The organism is Enterococcus sp. DIV0901a, assembly GCF_051711525.1.
GTDB classification, from domain to species: domain Bacteria; phylum Bacillota; class Bacilli; order Lactobacillales; family Enterococcaceae; genus Enterococcus_B; species Enterococcus_B faecium.
Map to the genome: position 1 here is coordinate 2,616,170 of NZ_JBIOMW010000001.1, position 26,331 is coordinate 2,642,500.

Annotated in this window: 18 protein-coding genes (1 of these 18 running past the window's edge); 8 read left to right on the plus strand and 10 right to left on the minus strand. The window is 39.9% G+C overall.

Features of this window, described 5'->3' with window-relative positions; all coding sequences use genetic code 11:
• Positions 1 to 8: 8 nt before the first annotated feature.
• On the minus strand, positions 9 to 3,626 hold the full coding sequence (gene rpoB / locus IGL70_RS12580) for a DNA-directed RNA polymerase subunit beta (RefSeq protein ID WP_002295964.1): 3,618 nt from the start codon (positions 3,624 to 3,626) through the stop codon (positions 9 to 11).
• Positions 3,627 to 4,353: 727 nt separating this feature from the next.
• Between rpoB and IGL70_RS12585 the strand changes: the two genes are divergently transcribed.
• From IGL70_RS12585 to IGL70_RS12600, 4 genes are all read left to right on the plus strand, one after another.
• Complete coding sequence (locus IGL70_RS12585) at positions 4,354 to 5,322, plus strand: ABC transporter substrate-binding protein (protein ID WP_104857392.1); 969 nt, start codon at positions 4,354 to 4,356, stop codon at positions 5,320 to 5,322.
• Positions 5,323 to 5,339: 17 nt separating this feature from the next.
• Entirely contained in the window at positions 5,340 to 6,245 is a 906-nt protein-coding gene (locus IGL70_RS12590; protein WP_104873717.1) for an ABC transporter permease, read from the plus strand.
• A complete protein-coding gene (locus tag IGL70_RS12595) occupies positions 6,242 to 7,048 on the plus strand; it encodes an ABC transporter ATP-binding protein (RefSeq protein WP_010728541.1) in 807 nt (268 codons plus the stop codon). Before IGL70_RS12590 ends, IGL70_RS12595 begins: the two co-directional genes overlap by 4 nt.
• 157 nt (positions 7,049 to 7,205) lie before the next feature.
• Positions 7,206 to 8,174, plus strand: a complete 969-nt coding sequence (locus IGL70_RS12600) for a biotin--[acetyl-CoA-carboxylase] ligase (protein WP_104873718.1) — start codon at positions 7,206 to 7,208, stop codon at positions 8,172 to 8,174.
• Positions 8,175 to 8,489: 315 nt separating this feature from the next.
• On the opposite strand, the gene IGL70_RS12605 is transcribed toward IGL70_RS12600, so the two are convergent.
• Entirely contained in the window at positions 8,490 to 9,014 is a 525-nt protein-coding gene (locus tag IGL70_RS12605) for a mycothiol transferase (protein ID WP_002300075.1), read from the minus strand.
• A 286-nt stretch (positions 9,015 to 9,300) separates the two neighbouring features.
• On the opposite strand from IGL70_RS12605, the gene scm reads away from it, so the two are divergent.
• On the plus strand, positions 9,301 to 11,310 hold the full coding sequence (scm, locus tag IGL70_RS12610; RefSeq protein WP_104873719.1) for a collagen-binding MSCRAMM adhesin Scm: 2,010 nt from the start codon (positions 9,301 to 9,303) through the stop codon (positions 11,308 to 11,310).
• Between the two features lie 154 nt (positions 11,311 to 11,464).
• Here the strand turns inward: scm and IGL70_RS12615 are convergent, their stop codons facing one another.
• The 4 genes from IGL70_RS12615 to IGL70_RS12630 form a co-directional block, all read right to left on the minus strand.
• Positions 11,465 to 12,451 (minus strand): polyprenyl synthetase family protein, encoded by a 987-nt coding sequence (locus IGL70_RS12615; protein ID WP_002289380.1) that lies wholly within the window; start codon positions 12,449 to 12,451, stop codon positions 11,465 to 11,467.
• Positions 12,452 to 12,473: 22 nt separating this feature from the next.
• Complete coding sequence (locus IGL70_RS12620) at positions 12,474 to 13,040, minus strand: Gx transporter family protein (RefSeq protein WP_002289378.1); 567 nt, start codon at positions 13,038 to 13,040, stop codon at positions 12,474 to 12,476.
• A gap of 13 nt (positions 13,041 to 13,053) precedes the next feature.
• Entirely contained in the window at positions 13,054 to 13,470 is a 417-nt protein-coding gene (locus IGL70_RS12625; protein ID WP_002298268.1) for a NusG domain II-containing protein, read from the minus strand.
• A gap of 441 nt (positions 13,471 to 13,911) precedes the next feature.
• Positions 13,912 to 15,846, minus strand: coding sequence for an NAD(P)/FAD-dependent oxidoreductase (locus tag IGL70_RS12630; RefSeq protein WP_104874046.1), 1,935 nt, complete (start codon positions 15,844 to 15,846; stop codon positions 13,912 to 13,914).
• 301 nt (positions 15,847 to 16,147) lie between these two features.
• On the opposite strand from IGL70_RS12630, the gene pplA reads away from it, so the two are divergent.
• The 3 genes from pplA to menA all read left to right on the plus strand — a co-directional run bounded on the left by pplA (position 16,148) and on the right by menA (position 19,242).
• The gene (pplA, locus tag IGL70_RS12635) at positions 16,148 to 17,083 is read left to right on the plus strand and encodes an extracellular electron transfer flavoprotein PplA (RefSeq protein ID WP_033582015.1); all 936 of its coding nucleotides are present in this window, start codon (positions 16,148 to 16,150) and stop codon (positions 17,081 to 17,083) included.
• A gap of 89 nt (positions 17,084 to 17,172) precedes the next feature.
• Positions 17,173 to 18,276 (plus strand): FAD:protein FMN transferase, encoded by a 1,104-nt coding sequence (locus tag IGL70_RS12640; RefSeq protein WP_002327584.1) that lies wholly within the window; start codon positions 17,173 to 17,175, stop codon positions 18,274 to 18,276.
• Between the two features lie 12 nt (positions 18,277 to 18,288).
• A complete protein-coding gene (menA, locus tag IGL70_RS12645; RefSeq protein ID WP_104765237.1) occupies positions 18,289 to 19,242 on the plus strand; it encodes a 1,4-dihydroxy-2-naphthoate polyprenyltransferase in 954 nt (317 codons plus the stop codon).
• Positions 19,243 to 20,284: 1,042 nt separating this feature from the next.
• Here menA and gor read toward each other — a convergent pair.
• From gor to IGL70_RS12665, 4 genes are all read right to left on the minus strand, one after another.
• Positions 20,285 to 21,631 (minus strand): glutathione-disulfide reductase, encoded by a 1,347-nt coding sequence (gene gor / locus IGL70_RS12650; RefSeq protein ID WP_104873895.1) that lies wholly within the window; start codon positions 21,629 to 21,631, stop codon positions 20,285 to 20,287.
• Positions 21,632 to 21,764: 133 nt separating this feature from the next.
• Positions 21,765 to 23,018, minus strand: coding sequence for a peptidase U32 family protein (locus IGL70_RS12655; protein WP_002318037.1), 1,254 nt, complete (start codon positions 23,016 to 23,018; stop codon positions 21,765 to 21,767).
• Positions 23,019 to 23,023: 5 nt separating this feature from the next.
• Positions 23,024 to 23,947, minus strand: a complete 924-nt coding sequence (locus tag IGL70_RS12660; RefSeq protein WP_002289033.1) for a peptidase U32 family protein — start codon at positions 23,945 to 23,947, stop codon at positions 23,024 to 23,026.
• A 220-nt stretch (positions 23,948 to 24,167) separates the two neighbouring features.
• A protein-coding gene (locus tag IGL70_RS12665) for an ATP-dependent Clp protease ATP-binding subunit (RefSeq protein WP_002289035.1) crosses the window boundary here: on the minus strand, positions 24,168 to 26,331 show its 3' portion. 329 nt of this gene lie beyond the right edge of the window; 2,164 of the gene's 2,493 nt are visible here — the last part of the coding sequence; the start codon falls outside the window, past its right edge; its stop codon occupies positions 24,168 to 24,170.

Below are 26,331 nucleotides of genomic sequence, written 5' to 3' on the forward strand. Positions count from 1 at the left end.
AGACCGGATTAGTCTAAATTATCTTCTGCGGTTTCAAAGTTTTGGATGACATCGTCTTTTTCATCTTCCACTTGTTCAGCAGCTTTCTTTTCTAATTCTTTGGCAGTTTGCTGTTCGGCAAATTTTGTCAAAGCATCAACAGTGATCAAATCGTCGTCTTCATCGTCCATGTCGCGAAGTTCGATCTCTGTTTCTTCGATATCCAAGACACGCATGTCCAGACCTAGTGATTGCAATTCTTTCACCAATACGCGGAATGATTCCGGTACACCTGGTTTTGGAATTGGTTCACCCTTGACGATTGCTTCGTATGTTTTCACACGTCCGACTACGTCATCTGATTTGTATGTCAAGATTTCTTGTAAAGTATAAGCCGCACCATAAGCTTCCAGTGCCCATACTTCCATTTCACCAAAACGTTGTCCACCAAATTGAGCTTTACCTCCCAATGGTTGTTGTGTAACCAATGAGTAAGGTCCGATTGAACGTGCATGCAATTTGTCATCGACCATGTGAGCAAGTTTGATCATGTACATCACACCGACAGACACACGTCCATCAAATGGTTCACCTGTACGTCCGTCGTACAGAACAGTTTTCGCATCGCTGGCCATACCGGCTTCACGAACTGTTTCCCATACGTCTTCATCACTTGCACCATCAAATACTGGCGTTGCTACGTGGATACCTAACTGACGTGCAGCCATACCCAAGTGTAATTCCAATACTTGCCCGATGTTCATACGTGAAGGCACCCCTAAAGGATTCAGCATGATATCGATTGGTGTTCCATCAGGTAGGAATGGCATATCTTCTTCCGGCATAATACGGGATACAACCCCTTTATTTCCGTGACGACCGGCCATTTTATCCCCTTCATGGATTTTACGTTTTTGAACGATATAAACACGAACTAACATGTTTACGCCTGGTGACAATTCATCTCCAGCTTCACGAGTAAAGATTTTCACATCGTGAACGATCCCGCCGCCGCCATGTGGTACACGTAATGATGTATCGCGGACTTCACGAGCTTTTTCGCCAAAGATCGCATGCAATAGACGTTCTTCTGCAGATAATTCTGTTACCCCTTTTGGCGTGACTTTCCCTACAAGCAAATCGCCATCTTGGACTTCTGCACCAATACGGATGATGCCCATTTCGTCTAAATCTTTCAATGCGTCTTCCCCGACATTAGGGATTTCGCGTGTGATTTCTTCAGGTCCTAATTTTGTATCGCGGGCTTCTGATTCATATTCTTCAATATGGATAGAAGTGTATACGTCATCTTTTACCAAACGACGGCTCATGATGATCGCATCTTCATAGTTGTACCCTTCCCAAGTCATGAAACCAACTAAAACGTTTTGGCCTAGAGCCATTTCGCCTTGTTCCATAGATGGTCCGTCTGCCAGAGTATCCCCTTTTTCGACTTTTTCACCTAAATGAACGATTGGACGTTGGTTGTAGCTTGTTCCGGAGTTTGAACGACGGAATTTCGTTACATCGTATTTATCTAATGCACCGTTGTCGCGGCGTACGCGGATTTCAGAAGCATCAACGTATTCAACGACACCATCATGTTTACATAACAAAGCAGCTCCTGAGTCATGCGCTGATTTGTATTCCATACCAGTACCAACCCATGGTGCTTGAGGATTGATCAACGGCACTGCTTGACGCTGCATGTTGGCACCCATCAAGGCACGGTTGGAGTCATCGTTTTCCAAGAAAGGAATACATGCTGTCGCAACGGCAACTACTTGTTTAGGTGATACGTCCATGTAGTCTACTTTATCAATAGATACTTCTAAGTTTTCACTTTGAGCACGAGCCATAACAACGTCTTGAGCAAATGTTCCATCTTCATTCAATGGGCTGTTTGCTTGGGCTACGATGTAATGGTCTTCGATATCAGCTGTCAAGTAGTCGATTTGGTCGGTTACACGACCTGTTTCGCGGTCTACACGACGATAAGGTGTTTCGATAAATCCGAATTTATTTACTTTCGCATAACTGGACAAACTATTGATCAACCCGATGTTTGGGCCTTCAGGAGTTTCGATCGGACACATACGGCCATAGTGGGAGTAGTGAACGTCACGAACTTCATAACCGGCACGGTCACGAGTCAATCCGCCAGGTCCTAAGGCTGAAAGACGACGTTTGTGTGTCAATTCGCCAAGAGGATTTGTTTGGTCCATGAACTGAGACAACTGAGAAGAACCAAAGAATTCTTTGATACTTGCCACAACTGGACGGATATTGATCAATTGTTGAGGTGTCAATGTTTCAGTATCTTGGATCGACATTCTTTCACGAACCACACGTTCCATACGTGCTAGACCGATACGGAATTGGTTTTGTAAAAGTTCACCGACTGAACGGATACGACGGTTTCCTAAGTGGTCGATATCATCGACATTGCCGATACCTTCCATCAAGTTCAAGAAATAGCTCATTGAAGCAATGATGTCGGCTGGACGGACCGTTTTTACAGCTGCTTCTGGATAGCCGTTTCCGATCACGTTTACTTCACGTTCAGGGTCTCTTGGTGAAAATACTTTGATGACTTGGACAGTCATTGGATCTGTGACCACACCGTCTTCTGATGGATAGTAAGTCACTGAATTTAGGCCATTATCAATGAAAGGAGCTAGTGTTTCCATGACTTGGTGAGTCAGAACTGTTCCTTTTTCAACGATGATCTCGCCTGTTTCTGGATCAACTAATGTTTCAGCTAATGTCAGATTCAATAGACGTGTTTTCAAATCTAATTTTTTGTTTACTTTGTAACGACCAACGTTTGCTAAGTCGTAACGTTTTGGATCGAAGAAACGAGCATTCAGCAAGTTACGTGAGCTGTCTGCTGTTTTTGGTTCGCCTGGACGCAAACGTTCGTAAACGTCTTTCAAACCTTCTTCTGTTCTTGAGTCGCTTGCGTTTTTATGCAAGTCTTTTTCGACTGTATTGCGTAATGTTTCGCTGTCACCGAAGATTTCAAAGATCGTATCATCGGAACCAAATCCTAACGCACGAACTAATACGGTTAAAGGAATCTTACGTGTACGGTCGATACGTACATAAGAGATGTCTTTTGCATCAGTTTCCATTTCTAGCCAAGCTCCACGGTTAGGGATAACAGTAGAACCGAATCCTTCTTTTCCGTTTTTGTCGACTTTTCCATGGAAATAGACACCTGGTGAACGGACTAACTGAGAAACGATTACTCGCTCTGCCCCGTTGATGATGAATGTTCCTTGTTCTGTCATTAATGGGAAATCACCGAAGAATACTTCTTGTGCTTTGATTTCGCCAGTCTCGCGGTTTGTCAAACGCAATGTTACATGTAATGGTGCAGAGTAGTTTGCATCATGCGCACGAGCTTCTGCTACTGTATACTTTGGTTCTTTCAATTCATAATCTACAAATTCCAAAGATAGATTGCCATTGAAGTCATCGATTGGCAAAATGTCTTCAAACATTTCTCTAAGTCCCTCATCTAAGAACCATTGGTAAGAGTCTGTTTGAATTTCGATCAAATTTGGTAATTCCAACACTTCACTGATTCTTGCGAAACTTCTACGTTCGCGATGTTTTCCGTATTTTACTACGTGTCCAGCCAAGCTCTTCACCCCTCTAAAATGTCATTCAAAAAGACTACCCGATCAATTGTTACAATAATATTTCAAATATTATTTTTAGGTAACAACAGACATTTTTTGCGGCTTTTAGGCAAAAAAAAACCAAAAATAGAACATTCTCTTGAAACCTTACTTCGTGAGCTTCTACTTTTGTTTCCTTATATTAAAGCCGAAACGGACAATATTTCGTTTCTGCCTTTTCTTCATCAGATAGTTTTTGCAACTTCATATACTACACTTATTTTCTATAAAAGTCAACACTTCCTGGCGTTTCTTCTGCTTTTTCGCAATATTTTCTTAATGTTTTCAATTTTATGTTTTCAATTATCTGACAATTCTTAATTGACAGACCTTTTTATCTCGGTTATACTTTAGAAAATTCATCTTGTGGAGGAACTTCTATGCGAACCAACATCAACCAAATCGCACCAACACAACTGAATAACTTTTACTTTAGCTACTTTAGATAGGTTTGTATTCATCATGATGGATACAAACGTTAAACGACAGTTTGTATCTATGATGGCTAAAGAACTTTGTATTGCAGCAAAAAGCCACGTAGACAAAATGCTAAGTGGCTGAGCAGTGAAAATACAAAGTAAAAGTATCAAGCATTCTACTTTTTCAATTTATTTTCCGACTTTTCAATCCATTTGGACATTTTGTCTGAATGGATTTTTTGTTTCCCAAAATTAAGGAGGAAAAAGAAATGAAAAAAAATATAATCATCGGATTAGGCGCTACCCTGCTACTAGCTTTAGGAGGTTGCGCACAAAAAGACAATTCCGCAGAGGCATCAGATGGACAAAAAACAATTGGCGTATTGCAACTTGTACAACATAACTCGTTAGACGCTGCCTATAAAGGATTCAAAGAAGGATTAGCAGAAGAAGGGTATAAAGAAGGCGATAATCTAACAATCGATTATCAAAATGCCCAAAACAATCAAGACAACCTGAAAAGTATGAGTGAGAAACTCGTCAAAGAAGATCCTGATTTGCTACTTGGAATCGCCACTCCAGCAGCACAATCTTTATTAAATGAAACAACCACTATCCCGATGACTGTCACAGCGGTCACAGACTTGGAACAAGCCCATTTAGTCACATCCAATGAAAAACCTGGCGGCAATGTGACTGGCACGACAGATATGGTGCCAATCGAAAAACAAATCGGCTTACTGTTAAATATCGTGCCAGACGCCAAAACAATCGGCATCATGTATAACAACGGTGAAGCAAACTCTAAGATCCAAGCTGATTTGGCAGAAAAAGAATTGAAAAAAGCGGGCGTCAAAGTCAAAGTACTGACAGCAAATTCCACAAATGATGTCCAACAAGTGACGAAAAGTCTAGCTAAAGATGTAGATGGAATCTATATTCCTACTGATAACACGTTCGCAAGTGCGGCAAGTGTTGTCGGTGAAGTCGCAAAAGAAACAAAAACACCTGTCGTTGCTGGCGCAGTTGATCAAGTCAAAGACGGCGGTCTAGCAACAGTAGGAATCGACTACGAAAGCTTGGGCAAACAAACAGGGATCATGGCAGCAAAAATCTTAGACGGCAAGAAGCCAAGTGAACTTCCTGTCGAAACAGCGAATGATTTGGAACTGTATGTCAATAAAGACATGGCCAAAGCATTAGGCATCAACCCAGACAGCATCAAAGAAGCTGAATAAAACACAGGAGGATTCTTATGACAAATTTGCTCTCTCTTTTCTTATCATCTGCATCGCAAGGGGTCTTATGGGCCCTACTTGCGATTGGTGTATACGTCACTTTCCGTATCTTGGACATTGCCGACTTGACTGCTGAAGGAAGCTTCCCTTTAGGTGCAGGGATCGCGGCAGTAAGTATTACAAATGGCTATCATCCATTGACAGCTTGTCTTCTAGGCTTTTTAGGGGGTGCGGCAGCAGGGCTTGTTTCCGGACTGCTTCACACAAAATTGAAAATTCCCGCCCTTCTTGCAGGGATCATCACCATGACTGGTTTATATTCTGTCACATCCCGTGTGATGGGTGCGCCGAACATCTCTTTATTGGGTCAGTCAACGATCTTTCATTGGGTCGAGTCATTCGGCATAACAAAAGACAACGCTGTACTGATCGTCGGTCTGCTTTTTGCTTTGATCGTTGTATGTTTACTTGTTTTGTTCTTACGTACAGAAACAGGACTTGCTATTCGTGCAACTGGCGATAATCTGGCAATGAGCGAAGCAAACGGGATCAACACAGATAATATGAAGATCATCGGTTATATGATTTCTAATGGATGCATTGCTCTTTCTGGCTCCTTGCTTGCGCAAAACAACGGCTTTGCTGATTTAAATTCTGGTATTGGAACGATCGTAATTGGACTTGCTTCTATTATCATCGCAGAAGTTTTGTTACGTAACCAACCACTATTTCTCCGTCTCTTGACTGTCGTTTTAGGTGCGGTCATTTATCGTTTTATTTTAGCGTTAGTCTTCGAACTGAATGTTGAACCAAGTGATTCGAAACTTGCTTCTGCTTTCGTGCTAGTGATCTGTCTTTCTTTCCCGCAGATCCAGCAAAAATTCCATTTACCTCAAAAAAAGAAAGGCGGTAGTGTCAAATGAATGACGTCTTAACATTGGAAAATCTCCATCATACCTTTGAAAAAGGAACGATCAACGAAAATCATGTCCTGAAAGGCATTAATCTTTCCTTAGATCCCGGCGACTTCGTGACGATCATCGGTGGAAATGGGGCTGGTAAATCTACTTTGCTGAACAGCATCGCCGGTACATTTTCTGTCGATCAGGGACAACTTTTATTGAATGGAAAAAATATCACGAAAAAATCTGTTGTCGAACGTTCGAAATCCATCAGTCGCGTATTCCAAGATCCTAAACTAGGGACAGCCGTTCGTTTAACGGTAGAAGAAAATCTTGCTCTTGCTATGAAACGAGGAAAAAAACGCGGCTTCTTCCGTGGTGTCAAACCACAAGACCGAACATTTTTCAAAGACCAGCTGGCTCGACTAAATTTGGGGTTGGAAAATCGTTTATCCTCAGAAATCGGTTTGCTGTCTGGAGGACAACGTCAAGCTATTACGCTGTTGATGGCCACATTACAGCGTCCAGAACTGATCTTATTAGATGAACACACTGCAGCGCTTGACCCTGCTACTTCCAAAACGGTGATGGAATTGACAGAAAAGCTGATCACTGAGCAGAATCTCACTGCTTTTATGGTCACTCATGACATGGAAGACGCGATCCGCTATGGGAATCGACTGATCATGCTGCATCAAGGAAGGATCGTCGTAGATATCCAGCAAGAGGAAAAACAGCAGCTCACAGTGCCCCAATTATTAGCGTTGTTCAAACAAAACAGCGGCACGGCATTAAAAGACGATCAAGTACTTTTATCTTCATAATCAGAAAGAGGCTGGGACAAAAAAATGAACGCCCACCCTCTTCTTTTTTCTCTTTCCTTCTTTCGTTTTTGCTTTATGTATCAACCGTTGTTTCTTCGAAAACTATTTTGTTCTCTCCTTCTTCCTGATAGAATGGATGGGAAAGGAGCTTGGTGCCATGACAACAAAAGACAAAGTACTTCAATTATTGAAAAAGACACCAGATTTTCTTTCCGGAGAAAAGTTAGCACAGCAACTGGAAGTTTCCCGGACAAGTATTTGGAAAGCCATCAAAGAATTGGAAAAGGCAGGCTATCGTTTTGAGCACGGGCCTACAGGGTATCGTTACCTGCCCTCTGACGTACTAGATGCAAAAGAAATCCAGCAAGAGCTACGGTCGTTTATTCCTGATTTGAAAGTACAAACGATGTTGACTTCTGAATCTACGATGAAAGATGCCAAACTGGCAGCAGCTCAAGGAGATTCTGTTTCGAAGTTATTTGTTGCTGATACACAAGAACAAGCTCGTGGACGTTTTGGACGGCCTTTTTTCGCTGAACCTGGACGAGGAATCTACATGAGTCTCTTGCTCCATCCAGACAAACGGTTTGATGAATTGCCTCAATATACGATCATCGCAGCCAGTGCCTGTGTGAAAGCCATTGAATCTGTAACCGGTCGTTCTGCTTCGATCAAATGGGTCAATGATATCTACATGGATGGAAAAAAAGTCTGTGGGATTTTATCTGAAGCAGTCAGTGATATGGAAAGCGGCAGGATCAGTCATATCATCATTGGGATCGGGCTTAATTTTTCTGTTCCTCAAAATCATTTTCCAGCTGATCTCCAAGAAAAAGCCATCTCTGTCTTTCCCGACGGACAAGCTAGTGTCACAAGGAATCAGCTAATCAGCAAAATCTGGCAAGAATTGTTCACTTATCTTTCTCACCCAGAAAAAGCGTTGGACTTCTATAAAGAAAAATCATTCGTATTGGGAAAAACCGTGTCGTTCAATCAAAAAGGAACGACTTATGTCGGTCTTGCAAAAGAAATCGGTAATCATGGCGAACTGATCGTCCAAACAAATGAACAGGAGATGAGTTTGTCTTCTGGCGAAATCAGTCTCACATCTATCCGTACGCAATAATATCAGATTTCACAAAAGGACACCTGATCTCATACAGTGTCCTTTTTTCTGAATTCTCTTCAAAAGACTCTCCTTATTCTATCAGCTGACAGTTTCTCTATCCTCTAGAAAAAGGTATTCTAAAAATATCTATAAAGCATGGTACACTTTCTTTAAATGAATCAATGCAAAAAACAAGAGAGTCATCAGTTTACACGATCAAAAGAGATAGCAGGCCGCTTCCTTTTTCAATCTTATAGATAGACCATGGGTAACGATAAAAACAAAAAAGAACTTGCGACTTATTTTGCCGTAAGTTCTTTTTTAGCTAGTGCCTTAATCTCTTAATCCCAACAAACGTCTCGCATAGATCACCTGACCAGAGTGCATAGCAGCATCATCAATAATAGAAACGAGACGCATTCCTCGTGTGACTGGTGGTGTCCAGTTCTCGTCAATTACTTCATCTAGCTCGGAAGGTTCCAGCCTTCTTAAGTAAGAAATAGCAAAATCAGCAGCTCCTCGCAAGTATCCTAGCAGATCTTCTATTTGATTAGCTTGGATCTGCTTTGCTTGTTCCAGACTATGCTTCCAATCTTGTTCGTTATCTGCTATCGTCATCGGAAACCGGCTTTCCCAGTCTTGACTATGCCAAATTGGAGAGATTCCTGCTAAATCAGCAATCTGGAAATCTAATTCCCGAGCGGTATGCCAAGCCAGCCAAGTCATTGATTTGATCTGCGGGGCTCTATCTTCCACTGGAAAACGATTGGCCTCCTCAATAGAGACGCCTTCAAACAAACGTTCAAACCGATCGTATGCCCGATCCACACTCTCGCATAGCATATCTAAATAATCCATTTATTTTCCTCCTTTTTATTTATCCTACTTACTTTTTCCTAATTCTAGGATACCTACTTATATGTTACTACACACCCTTATTTTTTACACTTTAACAGTCACCATCATCAATAGTTTGGAGATTGAAAGAAAAAGATAGTGTCGAACTATCAATTGAACAAGAAGCAACAATATGAACGTTTCATTAATATTCTTTAAATAAACAATGATTTTTCAAACGAACAGTTTAAGACTAGGAGAAAAAGAGTATAATAGGAAAATGTTTGAAAGGAAAGGAAGGGGAAAAATGAAAAAAAGGGCAAGTTTACTAGTCCTAGTTGCTTTGTTGTTCAATATCTTTTCGTATGGTGTGGCCGTTTCAGCGGAAACATACATTCCTAAAGACCCTGGGAATATTTATAATGATCTAACCGGTAACTATGGCTTGTTAGGAATTGCTAGTCAATTCCACGTATTTGCTAAAAATAAGACAACTGTGAATGCACATACAGACGGAAATATAGCAACACATGAACTTGATGCAAAAAATAATTTTGGTACAGAGCTTCATGAAGGTTTATTGAACCAAGAAATAAATTATATACAAAAAACTGATTCTTTCGCTAATTCTTCAGGCATACCTACAGGTAGCACAAGAATGAATAAATTTGTCGTTGGCAGTAACGTGGATGTAGCACTTCAAGATGGTCATCCTACAGTCAATGGATCCAGGCTTGATCACTTAACTCCAGATGATTTTTATAAAGATCGTGCTGGGCATGAATATATTGATTTCGAGCAGGAATTTGCTAAATTGAATGTAGCAGCAAATGATCTTGCAACCATCACTCCAGCTAAAACATATACTGCTGCAGATTTTCCAGACATGAACAATCGGACAATCGATTTAACTGGTTTATCAGATACCGGGTTTTTATTGGTAAATATCGATGCAGAAGTGTTAACGATGAATACGCCACTTCAAATCATCAATCCAAATGATCAAGTAGTTGTATTTAATGTCATCAACAGTTCTTCTGCATTGAACGTACAGTCACCAATCAAATACAATGATCGTTCAAATCATGAAACAGAAGATTTTTCGGATGCGAATATCTCTTGGAATTTTGGAAATGAGATGACTGATTTGACAATCAGTGCTCCTTTTCAAGGAACAATCCTTGCGCCTAATGCTACTATCCGCATTACTCAAAACCAAGACGGAACGATTATAGGGACAAATGTGATTTTAGATGCAGCTACCAATCGTTGGGATCCTAACGAAATATTTATCAGCAACAATGGTACAGATACGACAGACACAAGCGACAGTACAGATACATCTACCACAAGTGATAGCTCAGATTCATCTACCACTACAAATGATAGCACGGACACGTCAGCTTCAAGTGACAGTACAGATACTACCTCTACCACAAGTGATAGCTCAGATTCATCTACCACTACAAGTGATAGTACAGATACATCAGCTTCAAGCGACAGTACAGATACTACCTCTACCACAAGTGATAGCTCAGATTCATCAACTTCAAGCGATAGTACAGATACTACCTCTACCACAAGTGATAGCACGGACACGTCAGCTTCAAGCGACAGCTCAGATTCAACTACCACTACAAGTGATAGCACGGACACGTCAGCTTCAAGCGACAGCTCAGATTCAACTACCACTACAAGTGATAGCACGGACACGTCAGCTTCAAGCGACAGTACAGATACTACCTCTACCACAAGTGATAGCTCAGATTCATCAACTTCAAGCGATAGTACAGATACTACCTCTACCACAAGTGATAGCACGGACACATCAGCTTCAAGTGACAGTACAGGTACTAAAACCACAAGCGACAGCTCAGATTCATCTACCACTACAAGTGATAGCACGGACACGTCAGCTTCAAGTGACAGTACAGGTACTAAAACCACAAGCGACAGCTCAGATTCATCTACCACTACAAGTGATAGCACGGACACGTCAGCTTCAAGCGACAGTACAGATACAATCTCTACCACAAGTGATAGCTCAGATTCATCAACTTCAAGCGATAGTACAGACACGTCGTCTACCACAAGCGATACACGTCATGCAAGTGTCTCCTTCTCAAAAACAAGTTCGGATAACAGGACGAACTTTAACTTAACTAATAAAACAAGCAATGACAATGGAAACAAATCAAAAAGAGCACTTCCTAAAACTGGAAGTCAATCGAATAATTGGATAACACTCGCAGGCGTTATATTACTTGTAATCGGTTTAAGAATCACTTTTATGAGTTATAAGAAATCGAAAAGGTAAAAAAATATTCAAGATAAAAAAGAGCAACGTCGCTAACGGACGTTGCTCTTTATTTTTGCTTTTTATCATAAATACAAGAACTACAATTCAATTTGTCAAAAAACACGTAGATTTCCTTCTGAGAAATTTATTTACGTATCGAACCTTTCCCTATTCAGTCTTTGCGATCCAAAATCAGTTGGGTAAGGGAAAAGAGATTCTCTTTTGTTCGAAGAGAGGTGGCAGGTAATTTCTTTATTTCCTTCAAAGCCTTTTCTGTGTAAGAGGCCGCTAACTTCCTAGCTTCTTCCACGCCTCCTGTATGTTCAACGATTTTGCGTACGGCGTCGACATCTTCTTCTGTCATTGCCGCTTTCTTCTCTAAATAAGGTAGTAGCTTTGGTTTGTTTTTTTGCAAAGAGTAGATCAACGGTAAAGAATAGACCCCTTGACGCATGTCTTCTAGTACAGGTTTGCCGATTTCCTGGCTCTCTTTTGTATAATCTAAAATATCATCGATAATCTGAAAGGCCATCCCGATAGAAAGTCCGATATCTCCTGCTTTTTTTGCGAAGCGCTCGCTTGTTCCACTTTCAAAAGCGCCAACAGAACAACTTAATTGGAACAGTTCAGCTGTCTTACCTGAAATATTTTCCAAATATTCTTTTACAGAAAGTTCATAATTATAGCGATCATCCATCTGCCCTAATTCGCCATTCAATACTTTTTCCATACTACGAGAATTCAATTGGAGACTTTTCAAGGAAGTGGAGTAATCAGACAATAGTTTAAAACAGCAGACAAATAAATAGTCTCCTGCATAGACAGAAACGACATTACCAAACTGACTACGGATATTAGGCTGACCACGTCGCAGATCCGCTTCATCAACGATATCATCATGGATCAGTGTGGCCGTATGGAGCATTTCGATAGAAGCTGCCAAAGCGATGGCTTTGTCTCGATCTTGCTCTGGTCCAAATTGTGAGAACAATAGCTGATAGGCAGGACGCAACAGCTTTCCGCCGGCATGGATCGTTTCTTTGATTGCTTGTTCGACAGGTTTGTTTTTCAGGCGGACAGTTTCTTCCATCCGTTTTAGTGTTTCTGTCAATTCTTTACTTAAAGCAGGATAGTTTTCCCACATTGGATGTAGCTTCATAAAAAAACTCCTTGTTTGACGATTATTTTTTGGTAAACATTGGGCTCCATTTTTGTTTGGTTCCCTGCTCATAATCTTTTTGGAATCGTTGAAGTGTCTGCACATGTCGTAAAAGATAATTCGCTGCGATCCCGATTGCAATCCCTGATAAAATCCCTAAAACTGAAAGGACTGGCAAGTACAACATGACTGTCCATGATTGTGCAATGAAAGAAGCCATCAAAAGCTGTCCGACATTATGCATGAAACCGCCGGCCGCACTAATTCCGATGATACTGACACGTTTTGGTCCTAATTGCTTGACCAATAACATTCCAAAATAACTAAGCAAAGCACCACTCATACTATAAAGGAATGTGGAAATCGTTCCGCCTAGCAAAGTAGTCAGGAATAGTCGTAGCCAAAGTAGTAAGAAGCTGTCTCGTTTTTTCATGGTAAAAATGGCAACGATCGTGATTAGATTGGCTAAGCCTAGTTTTGCACCAGGCGCAAAAGAAAAAGGATAAGGGATCATATTTTCCAATAAACCAATGATCACTCCTTGTGCAACAAGTAGCGAAATATAAATCATTTTTTGTAATTTACTCATGGTGTGTGAAGGTCTAATAAATCAGACTGTCTTCGTCACCCCCATCTGTTGATCGGACCTCGATCACTAATTTATGTGGTAAACAAACAATGGTTTCGCCATTTTTCGTTGCCCAGCCTCGACGTACGCAGATCTGGTCATCGCAATCTGCTTCTTTTATCCGTACTCGATCGCCATCTATCTCGATCAAGTTATAATCTCCGTGTTCATCTTTGTAAGTATATGTGTAGCTCTCTTCTCCAGCCATCAAAGGGAATGTTTTGATTTCTGTGCCATCCACACGCAGTACCGCTTCTTTTTCTGCTGTTGCGGTGTTTTGCTGAAGACCAAAAATCATGACTGGTAAAAAAGAAAGAACAGTCAAAAGCAAAATAATAAAAACATCCCAAGGTTTGAGCAGACTTTTTTCAGCAAATTCTTTAAGGCTCATTTTTGTTCTCCTTTTTCCAGATTAACTCACCCAATTTTAGCATAAAAACAAGAGGTTGTGGCACCTGTGTCTTGCTTTGAGTAATAAGAACGAAGAATAGAAAACAGCTTTCCATGTTTTCTAATTCTTTAGGCTTATTACCGAGAAGCAGCAGGTAGAACACCGTTTATAACAAGAGGTTGTGACAGAAGTGGGCAACTTCAAGAAATAAGAAGGAATTTACGAAAATTACTTTTCAAGTTTTTGTGAAATTTCGGCTTATTTTTCGAAGAAGCTACTTCTGGAACACCGTTTATCAGAGGTTGTGACACCTGTGTCTTGCTCATGGAGGCTTATCTCGGGCATCTTATTCCTTTAATTTTACATAAAAAGGAGGCTGTGACGGTTTGTCTCAGCCCCTTTCTATTGAAATCTTGCATTCAAATAACGTTCTTTATCTATTTATTTCTTGCCGTACTGGGAACTTGGTCTACCGTACCACCAATTACCTAGTGTACGTTGTAGCCATGGAATTACCCAGCGATCCAACCCAATCGCACGTCCGGAACCGTTCATCAATGCGAAAGCAACAAAAATGAACCAAATGTTTACCCAGTAAAACATGCCTGATAAGCAGAACGTGATCACCAATACAATCGTTGTGGCACTGCATAGCCATGTGAATAATCCAGCAATCAATGCTAATGCCAAGGCAATTTCAAAGAATACCATGAATTTTTGGAAGAACATTGCTACATCATTGTTTGGCATGATCACTTGCATGATCTTTGTGAACCAGTCTGGTGACTTCTCAATCACAGCCATTGGTTCTTCACCGTATGCATAACTCAAACCAAAATGTGCAGCTTGAGTCGCTGCTTCTCCAGCACTGGCCCCTGCTCCGCTGGCAGCTGTGGTTGCATCACCAGCAGCAGAAGCACCACTGGCAACATCTGTTACATTGTATTCCCATGTCCAAGGGAACACACTGTTTCCAGTGAACCATGATCCTTCACCAAACCAAGTACTTGGTTTTAACACTTCACCATTACCAATGATTTTTTTGGAGGCTTCAACGAACCAAACTAAACCATAGAAAATACGAAGTGGCACACTCCATAAGACGTTGCCGTAACGAGAAGAATGTCCTCGAGTCACGTTGCGATCATCTTTGATATGGAAAAACTCATGCATTAAATATTGGAACATATAATAACCAGAACGAATATCAAAGAAATATTTCAAATTAACGATATGTTTCATTACGATAGCTAAAAATCCGCTTAAATGGATCTTATCAAATAGGTTAGCTACCCCCCATTTGGCACCAATAGAAACCATAAATCCTTGATAGTTTCCTTTAAATTTATGCTTTTCTCCGCCTTTGATCGAAGCCACGATATTCGCTGCGGCTGTGTGTCCTGTTTGTTCAGCAGCTTGGACGATCTGCGGTGTCGGTGTTCCTGGGAACTCTTCATAAAAGACTAAATCACCGATGATATAGATGTTTTTATCTTCGTAGCCTTTTGCCTGCATGTATTCATTGGCGATCAACCGCTGTCCGCGTGCTGCTTCTAATCCAAAGTCAGCAGCGTCAGAAGTTCCTTTAACACCAGCTGTCCAAATCAGTGTGTGAGTCAGAATGTTGCGTCCGTCCTTCAGCTTGATATGATCCGCAGCCACTTCTACGATTGGTGCGTTCAATAATAATTCTACATTGTACTTACGCAAATAGCGTTCAGCTTTTGCAGCATCATTTCGGTCTAACATATTCAAGATTGTCGGCATTGCCTCTACGACCATCAGTGTGATCTCGTTTGGATCCAACTTATAATCTTTGGCTAAGCGATTTTTCCAGTCGATCAGTTCCCCAATCATTTCAATACCGGTAAACCCAGAACCACAGACAACGAAAGTCAGCATGGCTTTACGCAACTCATCATTTGGTTCCAATGCAGCTTTTGCTACTGTCTTCTCAATATGTTCCCGAATCCTTACAGAATCTTCAAATGACCAAAGGGTGAATCCGTGTGCTTTGACACCAGGTGTACCAAAGTCATTCGGCTCTCCGCCCATTCCAAGGATCAGCTGATCAAAAGGATAGGAACCTAATTTGGTCTTGACGATTTTTCGTTCTTTATCGATACCGATTACAGTGTCTGTGACAAGTTGTACATTCTTTTGACGAGCAAACAAATGCTGCAGATCGTATTGGATTGCTTCTGGTTCTACACGTCCGCCAGCTACTTCATGCAACTCGGTCATCATAGTATGGTACGAATGACGATCGATCAGAGTAATTGCTACATCTTCTTTTTTCAGTTTCTTTGCCAAGTATTTTGTAGCTGAAACACCGGCATATCCTGCTCCTACAACGACAATATTTTGCTTTGCCATTGATCATCCGCTCCTTATAGACTATCTATATAATGAATATATGATAATTCTTTTAGTTTGATACTTATTACACAATCTCCATATATTATATAGATGTTCTGTTCTTTTGTCTAACTCCTTTTGGATTTTTTTCAAATTTTAAAATAAAGCGTTTTTTCACGAAATTTGCTGAAAGAAAACGTTTGAAATATTACATGGGTTATTTATCAAAAATAGTTGACTTATAGGCTAAAAAGATTAGAATGTATAATGAATCACAAAGAAAAATTGTGGACTAAAAATGGAATGGTGGGGTATTAAAATGAAGAAAAAACGTTTTGTAACTGGATTTGCTGTGTTAGCATTTTCAGCTCTAGTGTTAGGCGCTTGCGGCGCAGATGACAACGGAAGTTCAAATGCTTCTTCTGAATCATCTACAGCACAATCTTCGACTGCAAAAAGCACAACAGAATCATCTGCAAAAGTTGTTGCTGGCGGAGACTTGCAAGACGGCACATATAAATTAGAAGAAAAAAATTATTCAAACGGTTACCGCGCAGTCTTTGAAATGGTTGTAAAAGACGGCAAAATCACTGAATCAAAATATGATAACGTCAATGAAAACGGCGAATCAAAAACAAAAGATGCAGAATACAACAAAAACATGGAAGCAAAATCTGGCACAAACCCAGAAAAATACATTCCTGAGTTGAATGACCAATTCTTAAAAGCACAAAGCGCAAGCGGTGTGGAAGTCGTAACTGGAGCTACTCACTCATCTGAAAGCTTCCAAAATTACGCACAACAATTGATCCAAGCTGCTCAAGCTGGTAACACAGATACAATCGAAATCGACAATGGTGCTGATTTGAAAGACGGCACTTACAAGCTTGAAGAAAAGAACTACTCTAACGGCTACCGTGTGCAATTCGAAATGACAGTTGCTGGCGGCAAAGTAACTGAATCAAACTTTGATTATATCGACAAAGACGGTAAATCAAAACAAGATGATACAGAATATAATGAAAATATGAAAGCAAAAAGCGGTACAGAACCAAAAACTTACATCCCTACTCTGAACGACGAATTCGTCAAAGCAATGGGCGAAGAAGATGGCTCACCTGCTGATGTAGAAGTTGTTACAGGTGCTACACACAGCTCACATTCATTCATCATGTACGCACAACAATTAGTGAATGCAGCTGAAAAAGGCGACACTCAAACAATCGAAGTAGATAATATCGTAACAGAAAAATAATCACATAATCATACTAATAAAAGTTGGAGGGTGGGACGATAGCCAGATTAGGCAGTCGTCTCACCTTTCAAAATGAAGAGAGGAAAACAATGCGGAAAAAACTACTATTTTCCTTAATCACACTGGGCATCTCTTTTATGGTGCTAACTGGCTGCACTGATTCAGCAAAAAATACAACCACTGAAAGTACAGCGTCTACCAAAATATTAAAAGATCCGTATTCTGATGAACAGTTCTTGTTAGGGACTTACGTTCGTATCCGTGTGTATGATGAAGGCAAAGAATCAGCATTGAAACCTGCCTTCGATCGAGTAAAAGAACTTGGTGATAAAATCACGATCAATCAAAAAGGTTCTGAGATCGATGAAGTGAATGAGCAAGCTGGGATCAAACCAGTAAAAGTTTCTGATGACGTCTACACGTTAGTCAAGCGGGCCTACGAATATAGTCAAGATTCTCAAGGCGGATTCGATATGGCGATTGGTGCAATCACACAATTATGGCGAATCGGTTTTGATGACGCCAGAAAACCTTCCCAAGAAGAAATCGATCAGGCATTAAAATTAGTGGATTATCATAAGATCGAACTAAATGACAAAGAAAAAACTGTTTATCTAAAAGAAAAAGGAATGATCATCGATTTAGGTGCAATCGCCAAAGGTTACATTACGGACGAAGTAGTGAAAGTCTTGAAAAAACAAGGAGTGACCACTGCCATCGTTGACTTGGGCGGTAATGTCTATGTCTTAGGCCACAGCCCAAGAGGCGAAAACCAAGACTGGACAGTCGGCATCCAAGATCCGAACATGGCTCGCGGATCTGTTTTAGGTTCTATTAAAGAACGGAACAAAACATTAGTTACCTCTGGAATTTACGAGCGTTATTTAGAAGTAGATGGCAAAAAATACCATCATTTGTTTGATCCAAAAACGGGTTATCCGTTCGACAATGATATCGCAAGTGTCACGATCATAACAGATAAATCAATTGATGGTGACGGGTTGTCTACAGCAGTCTTTTCAATGGGTGTGAAAAAAGGACTGGAATACGTCGAAAGCGAATTGAATAACGGGACGGAAGCGATCTTCGTGACAAAAGACGATAAAGTATATGTGACCGATCCAATCAAAGACACCTTCAAATTATCGGAGGACTCCCATTACACGATGGGTGACCGTTCTGAACTAAAATAAGGAGTACGAACCATGACACTAAAAATCTTTTTAGAAGTAGTTGAAATACGAACAAAGGTGGCTAGTGTATTTCCTTTTGCGGTAGGGGTATTATTCTCTATCGCTTTTTTTCATGAGATACATTGGCTAAACACTTTTTTATTTTTTATTGGAATGCTAGTTTTTGATTTAGCGACTACCGCTATCAATAATTACATGGATTATGAAAAGGCTCATTCTGAAGTATATAAGTATGAAGAAAATGTCATTGGCCGCAGAAATCTATCTCCTGTATTGATTCGAAACATGATTTTAGCTATGATTGCATTTGTTTTTGTTATCGGCGTTATTTTAACGATCAATACGGGTTGGCTTTTACTTTTGATGGGATTTATCTGTTGTTTTATTGGAGTATTCTATACATTCGGACCGATTCCTTTATCTCGAATGCCTTTAGGGGAAATTTTCAGTGGGGTGACTATGGGCCTTGGAATTTTTGCCATGGTCGTTTATGTCAATACATTCGGTTCAGATGTCTATGATCTGACAGTCAACTTTTCATCTGGACAATTTGCTTTGGTAGGAAGTCTTTGGGCTATAGCAGCAATCGTATTAGCTTCCTTACCCTTGGTGTTTACGATTGCCAATATCATGTTGGCTAATAATTTGCGGGATCTTGACCGTGATATTGAAAATCATCGCTATACACTAGTTTTTTATATCGGACGCCCTGCAGGGACAGTGTTATTCCAACTATTGATGTATGCTTGTTATTTTGTGATTTTGATGGGACTGTTGAGCGGTATCTATGAATGGCCGATCTTGGTCACCTTCTTGACCTTGCCAATTGTGAAGAAGCATTTGGATCAATTCAAGCAAACGTTACCCCAGCCTATCAGTTTCAGCTATTCCATCAAAAATATGGTCTTATTCAATGCCAGTTATGTATTGGGGCTATTACTAACAATCATTATGCAAGCCATTTAACAGCATGAAGAGGTTGTGAAAAAACTGCCCTGCATCAAGTAATAAGAACAGCCAAATAAAAATAGCTCCTTATATTTTTCGTTTGGTTGGGCTTATTACCGCAGATGCAAGCTTTTGAACACCGTTTATCGAGAGGTTGTGAAAAAGTCGCTTAGTTTCGAGTATTAAGAAAAATTTTGTGAAAATGGCTTTCCATATTTTTGCATAAATTTGGCTTAATACCGAGAAACTGGCTTTTGAACACCGTTTATCAGAGGTTGTAAAATCAGCGTTTTGTCCTGAGTATTAGAGAAACAAATGGAAAAATAGTCCCTCATATTTTGCCGTTTTTTGAGCTAATACCGAAGGACAGCTGATTGAACACCGTTTATCAGAGGTTGTAAAACCAGCGTTTTGTCCTGAGTATTAGAGAAACAAATGGAAAAATAGTTCCTCATATTTTGCCGTTTTTTGAGCTAATACCGAAGGACAGCTGATTGAACACCGTTTAAGAAAGAGGTCGTGAGTCTGCCGTTTAGCTCCGAGTCGCAAGGAACAAGTTCAAAAAACAGCTTCTCATGTTTTATGAATATTGTGTCTTGTGATTGGGAGTTGGCAGGAGAACACCATTTGTTCGGAAAAAGTGACTACCTATGACACAACTTTTGTCACAGTCCCTTTTTTCACTTGATGTGATTCGTACCAGCGAACTTGACGAGAACTTTCTTGGTTTGGTAACTATATGGTATTCTTTTAACATCCTCGTTTGCTTCTTCTAATTTATTTATACAAAGTCACACTTTTTTAATCATCTGTTCTTCGATACATTTCTATTTCTTTTAAAATTTTGAACTTAAGAGTGCATACCAAATGGATTCATTTACTCTTCGTCAGTTACGAAGATAATCAAAATCTCCAACTTCCCTACTTATTTCGTTTTGAGAATTATCGAAGCAATCTTACATAAATAACTAAAAAACAAAAAACCAGAAAATCAGTATACTGATTTTCTGGTTTTACATGGTTTGTTCAATAAAAAGCTGTTGGAACTGTTAATATTAAATTATCGCATCGTTACGAATTCTTCCGCTCCTGTTGGATGGATGGCTACTGTATTGTCAAAGTCTTCTTTAGTTGCACCCATCTTGATAGCCACAGCAAAACCTTGCAGCATCTCATCGACACCAACACCAATAGCATGTAAGCCGACGATTCTTTCTTCTTTTCCGACACAGATCAATTTCATTTCGCATTTTTGGCGATAATCATTTAATGCAAAGTACATTGGGGTAAAGCGTGAACGATAAACTTTCAATTCATTTTCGCCATATTTTTCCAATGCTTCTTCTTCTGTCAAACCAATTGTTGCAATTGGTGGATGCGTAAAGACGACTGTCGGAACAAGTTTATAGTCAAGATAAGAATCTTTCTTTCCATTAAATAAACGTTCTGATAAACGTCTACCAGCTGCGATTGCAACAGGAGTCAGATCTAATTTACCGATCACATCACCAACAGCAAAAATATGTTCATCCGTTGTATTTTGGTATTTATCTACTTTGATAAACCCTTTTTTGTCCAATTCCACATTTGTATTTTCCAGACCTAATTTTTCGGTATTCGGTACACGTCCACCGGCAAAAAGTACACAATCACCAGTTAAGGTTTCACCATTTTCAAATAGCACCATATATTCGTCATTGTTTTTAGTAATTTCTTTAGCAATATGATGTGCGTAAGTTTTTATTCCAGCTTCTTGGTACATTTGGATCAAATTGTCCGAAAGCATTTTATCAAACGTTCTAAGTGGTCGTTCTTTTCGATATGCCCACATGACTTCACTACCTAAACCACGAAATACACCTGAAAGTTCAGCCGCAATGTATCCAGCACCTAAAACGATTGCTCTCTTAGGTAACTCTGTTAATTCAAAAAATCCATTTGAATCAATGGCGTATTCTCCACCAGGAATGGTCATTTTACTTGCACGGCCTCCAGTAGCGATCAAGATTTTAGGAGCACGATAGGTTTCACCGTTTACTTCGATCGTTTGACTATCGATAAAAGTAGCGTAACCTTTTATAGCCTCGACATGATTGCTATCTAATCCTCTTTGATAAGCACCGTGTAGAAAATCAATATATTTTTCTCGTCTTTCTACTAGACCGGCGAAATCAATATTTTTTAAATCTGCTTGGATACCGTAACTTGAGGCATCTCGTTCAATTGTTTCCAAAATCGTACTTGCTTGCCACATAACTTTTTTAGGTACACAACCGACGTTGACACATGTTCCGCCCAATTCATTCGCTTCAATCAGCAAAACTTTTGCGCCATGCATCCCTGCTCTGTTTGCTGAAGCAATACCGCCAGAGCCGCCACCAATTACGATGTAATCATATATTTGCATTTTGTTCCTCCTTATTGAAGAGATCAATCAAAACCTTTATTTAACGATCCTTTTTCTACAGAAAACAAGTGTAACACTTTTCTTGAATTTTGTATGCGAAGATGCTTAAAACAGGGATATATCAGCTTTTTCCTTATTTACGTTTTCGGATCATATCTCCAGGTTTCACCGGCTGTGCGACTGGCATAGTTAAAATCATCATTGGATTTGGTGCTCGGTCAATGGATTCGCCTTCTTCATTATGCATAACTTCAACGGTTTGACTGAAATGACTGAATCCTGGACCATAAAATTCGATTTCATCTCCTACAGAAAACAAGTTTCTCTGACGTATCGTAGCAATCTGTGTTGCCTCATCATAAGATAATACTTCACCGACAAATTTATATACTGGGATTTTACGACGTTCACCGAATAATTGTTCGTTTTCAGTTGGTGTATTGTAGTAAAAACCTGTAGCTAATTCTCGTTGTGCTACTTTCCATAACTCGTCGATCCATTCTTGCTTGCAGACATAGTTTTCAGGATCTTCCATATAACTGTCTACAGCCGCTTTATAGACATTTGACACCGTAGATACATAATGGATCGATTTCATTCTTCCTTCGATCTTGAAGCTGTCTACGCCGTTTTCAATCAATTCTGGAATATGTTCGATCATTGACATATCCACTGCACTCATCGAGAATTCTTCTTCCACTTCGCCTGTATCAGTTAAACTGTTTCGTTCTTGACCAAAAGGCATATCGAACAATCCATACTTCCAGCGACAAGATTGAGAACATCCGCCACGGTTTGCATCCCGCATCGACATATGGTTGGACAATGTGCATCGACCAGAATAAGAGATACACATGGCACCATGGATAAATGCTTCGATTTCGATATCCGTATTTTTACGAATCTCTGCCACTTCCTCCATTGAAACTTCACGAGCTAAAACGACACGTTCCAACCCTTCTTCTTTCCAGAATTCCAATGTCTCAAAATTAGTTGCTGAAGCTTGAGTGGATAAATGGATCGGCAGACCTGGTGCTTCTGTCGCACAAATTTCGATCAAAGCTGGATCAGAAACAATTACTGCAGAAATACCGACATCACGCAAACTGCGGAAAAATTCCCCTGCTCCATCTTCATTTCCTTCATGGGTGACCATATTAGCAGCAACGTATACCTTCGCATCATGTTCTTTTGCAAAAGCAACTCCTTCAGCCATTTCTTCATAAGTAAAATTACCTGCACGGCTTCTTAAACCATATGCATTCCCGCCAATATATACTGCATCTGCTCCATAATGGATCGCGGTTTTTAACTTTTCCAGTGTTCCTGCTGGCGCTAGGATTTCTGGTCGTTTCAATTTTCTTTTTACTGTCATTTCTTTCATCATACTCCTTATTTGATAGCAGAAGGATCAATATAAAAGAATCCTGTATCTAATTCACGGTTTTCAGGATGCAATTTACTGATTTCGCTAGTCATTTTTTCCGCTTTTTCTTGATCCCAGCTACCTTCTAAAATTTGTTTTTTTGCTTCGGCGAATAGTCGAGTGATGTTTACGAATTTTTCGCCTGGAGTAAATAATCCGTCCAATTTCCATGTACAGTAATGATGCTGATAAAGTTCATTCAATTCATTCGAGAGATTCAGATCATTGCTGGCAAAAATATGTGTGCCATGACTATCTTCATAAATAGAATAATGTGTCTCTTCTTTTTTAGGTTCCGAGATAAAAAGACCTCTTTCACGATCTTTTTGTTCGTCTTGTTTCGTATAGTTATAGTAATTCTGTAGCAGTGGACGTTTGGATTGATGGATGCATGTAGCACCATACACAAGGGTTTCTACAGGAATATCGAGTTTTTCTTCCATCGCCTTCATCTCTTCAAAAGGAACTTCACGAGCAAGTACTGCTCCAACTGCGCCTTTTTTCGCCCAGAAATTGATTTGACGTGCGCTCGTTACTAATGTTTCAGCATCATAAATATACGGTATACGCAATTCAGGATTTTTTTTCATCGTATAAATAATACCTGTATCACCAACTGTGATCACATCTACGTTTATTTCTTTTAAAAAAGCCAAATATTCAGGTACATTTTTCATTTTTTCAGGATGAATGATCCCATTTACAGCAATATTCGCTTTTTTACCATACTTGTGTGCTAATTCTACCAATTGTCGCTGTTCTTCTCGTGTAAATGAAGCAGGCAGACGCAATCCAAATTGCTCTTCACCGAAATATAGTGTATCTGCACCTGCAGCAAGCAACTGTTCTGCTTGTTCAATAGTTTCTACTGTGGTTATGAGTTCGATCATAATTTTCTCCTCCTACAACTTCATAATAGTAGCATAGCTCTAAAAACTTTCCAATACTTCTTCTATTTAAAGTCGGATTTTTGAAAATTATTTCACAAAAAATCAAAATAAAGTTCGATATATTCTGTTCAAATATAAAAAGAGATTGTGACAAAAATCTTGTCACAACCTCTTAATCAAGTCTTACTATTATAAAAATTCAGCTACACAGGCCAAGTAACTATAGGGAACCTACTGTTTCCTTTTTAGGTCCTCGAACATTCAATGTGATCTTACCTTTTGAAGCACCTACTGTTACGTGGTCACCTAAACGAATTTCTCCGCCAAGCAAAGCCTCGCTCAATCGATCTTCAATTTCTTTTTGAAGTGCGCGACGGATTGGACGTGCACCATATTCAGGATCAAATCCGGCTTTCCCGATCACATCGATTGCAGATGGTGTGATTTTCACTTGAATATCTTGTTCTTTCAATCGTTTGATAATCGCTTTGCTCATGATTTGGACGATTGTATGGATTTCATCTTTACTCAATGAATGGAAGACGACAGTCTCATCAATTCGATTCAAGAATTCAGGTCGGAAAGCTTTCTTTAACTCTTCTAAGATACGTTTTTGCATGGCTTTGTGATCTTTAGTAACATCTTGGACATTGAATCCGACATTTTTTTCTTCTCGAATTTGTGTCGCTCCGATATTTGAAGTCATAATCATGATTGTATTTCTAAAGTCCACTTTTCTACCTTTAGAATCTGTTAAATGACCATCATCCAATACTTGCAAAAGTAAATTGAAAACGTCTGGATGTGCTTTCTCCACTTCATCTAAGAGAATCACTGAATATGGTTTTTGACGAATTTTTTCTGTCAACTGTCCACCTTCATCATACCCTACGTATCCTGGAGGAGACCCGATTAATCGGCTTGTACTGTATTTTTCCATAAATTCTGACATATCAACACGGATCAGGGCATCTTCGCTCCCAAACATGACTTCTGAAAGTGCTTTGGCCAATTCTGTTTTTCCGACACCAGTTGGTCCAAGGAACATGAATGAACCAATTGGACGATCAGGATCTTTCAATCCGCTTCGTGCACGGCGGATCGCACGTGAAACTGCTTTGACAGCCTCATCTTGACCAACGACACGTTCATGCAGAAGTCCTTCCAGTTCTAACAAGCGTTCGCTTTCTTTTTTCTCCAACTGCTGTAGAGGGACACCAGTCCACTCCGATACAACTGTAGCAACATCTTCTTCTGTTACACGATCAGAATAACCTTGCTCCTGTTTTGCTTCAATTGCAGAAACTTTTTGCAGCTTTTTACGTAGTGCTTTTTCTTGTCTGCGTAATTGAGCAGCATTTTCAAAGTCTTGTTTTTGGATCGCTGCTTCCTTTTCTTGTACTAGTTCATCGATTTCTAGTTTGATCACAGTTGATTTTGTTAAGTGATCGGTTTGATCCAAACGGACTTTCGCTGCTGATTCATCGATCAAATCAATTGCTTTATCGGGTAGTTGACGAGAAGTGATATAACGAACAGAAAGATTGACTGCTGCTCGTACAGCTTCATCTGTGATCTCCACTCCATGGTGCTCTTCATATCTTGTACGTAATCCTTGAAGAATCACTTCTGCTTCTTCAGGAGTTGGCTCATCTACTTGAATGCGAGCAAAACGTCGCTCTAATGCAGAATCTTTTTCGATATATTTTTGATATTCATCTAGGGTCGTTGCTCCGATCGTTTGTAATTCTCCTCGAGCTAACGCCGGTTTCAAGATATTCGAAGCATCAATTGCTCCTTCTGCTCCACCTGCACCAATTAAGGTATGCAATTCATCAATGAATAAGATTACTTGACCATCATTATAGATTTCGTCGATGACCTTTTTCATTCGATCTTCAAATTCACCGCGATATTTCGTACCAGCAACCAAAGATCCCATATCAAGCATCATCAGGCGCTTTTCTTGCATGTCTTCTGGCACTTCACCTAAAATGATTTTTTGAGCTAACCCTTCAGCAATGGCTGTTTTGCCTACACCAGGTTCACCCACCAGTACAGGGTTATTCTTTGTCCGTCGGCTAAGAATCTGGATAAGCCGTTTCACTTCTCTCGAACGACCAACAACTGGGTCCAGCTTGTTTTCTTTTGCTAATTTCGTCAAATCACGTGCTAATGAATCTAGCGTAGGTGTTCCTTGCGGTGTTTGCCGTTTATCTTGTACATTTACATTTCTACGACGATTCATTCCTTTTCCAGCAGAATCACCAGCTAGCCCCATTTTTTGTTTCAGAACTTGACGGGCTTTTGAAAGGCTGATACCTAAGTTGATCATGATTCGAGTAGCCATGATACTTTCATCTTTTAATAAGCTCATCAAAATA

What these genes read in the sequence shown, in the direction of transcription:
- IGL70_RS12585 (WP_104857392.1), top strand. Translation starts at nt 4,354, where the DNA reads ATGAAAAAAAATATAATCATCGGATTAGGCGCTACCCTGCTACTAGCT.
- IGL70_RS12590 (WP_104873717.1), top strand. Translation starts at nt 5,340, where the DNA reads ATGACAAATTTGCTCTCTCTTTTCTTATCATCTGCATCGCAAGGGGTC.
- IGL70_RS12595 (WP_010728541.1), top strand. Translation starts at nt 6,242, where the DNA reads ATGAATGACGTCTTAACATTGGAAAATCTCCATCATACCTTTGAAAAA.
- IGL70_RS12600 (WP_104873718.1), top strand. Translation starts at nt 7,206, where the DNA reads ATGACAACAAAAGACAAAGTACTTCAATTATTGAAAAAGACACCAGAT.
- IGL70_RS12605 (WP_002300075.1), bottom strand. Translation starts at nt 9,014, where the DNA reads ATGGATTATTTAGATATGCTATGCGAGAGTGTGGATCGGGCATACGAT.
- scm (WP_104873719.1), top strand. Translation starts at nt 9,301, where the DNA reads ATGAAAAAAAGGGCAAGTTTACTAGTCCTAGTTGCTTTGTTGTTCAAT.
- IGL70_RS12615 (WP_002289380.1), bottom strand. Translation starts at nt 12,451, where the DNA reads ATGAAGCTACATCCAATGTGGGAAAACTATCCTGCTTTAAGTAAAGAA.
- IGL70_RS12620 (WP_002289378.1), bottom strand. Translation starts at nt 13,040, where the DNA reads ATGAGTAAATTACAAAAAATGATTTATATTTCGCTACTTGTTGCACAA.
- IGL70_RS12625 (WP_002298268.1), bottom strand. Translation starts at nt 13,470, where the DNA reads ATGAGCCTTAAAGAATTTGCTGAAAAAAGTCTGCTCAAACCTTGGGAT.
- IGL70_RS12630 (WP_104874046.1), bottom strand. Translation starts at nt 15,846, where the DNA reads ATGGCAAAGCAAAATATTGTCGTTGTAGGAGCAGGATATGCCGGTGTT.
- pplA (WP_033582015.1), top strand. Translation starts at nt 16,148, where the DNA reads ATGAAGAAAAAACGTTTTGTAACTGGATTTGCTGTGTTAGCATTTTCA.
- IGL70_RS12640 (WP_002327584.1), top strand. Translation starts at nt 17,173, where the DNA reads ATGCGGAAAAAACTACTATTTTCCTTAATCACACTGGGCATCTCTTTT.
- menA (WP_104765237.1), top strand. Translation starts at nt 18,289, where the DNA reads ATGACACTAAAAATCTTTTTAGAAGTAGTTGAAATACGAACAAAGGTG.
- gor (WP_104873895.1), bottom strand. Translation starts at nt 21,631, where the DNA reads ATGCAAATATATGATTACATCGTAATTGGTGGCGGCTCTGGCGGTATT.
- IGL70_RS12655 (WP_002318037.1), bottom strand. Translation starts at nt 23,018, where the DNA reads ATGATGAAAGAAATGACAGTAAAAAGAAAATTGAAACGACCAGAAATC.
- IGL70_RS12660 (WP_002289033.1), bottom strand. Translation starts at nt 23,947, where the DNA reads ATGATCGAACTCATAACCACAGTAGAAACTATTGAACAAGCAGAACAG.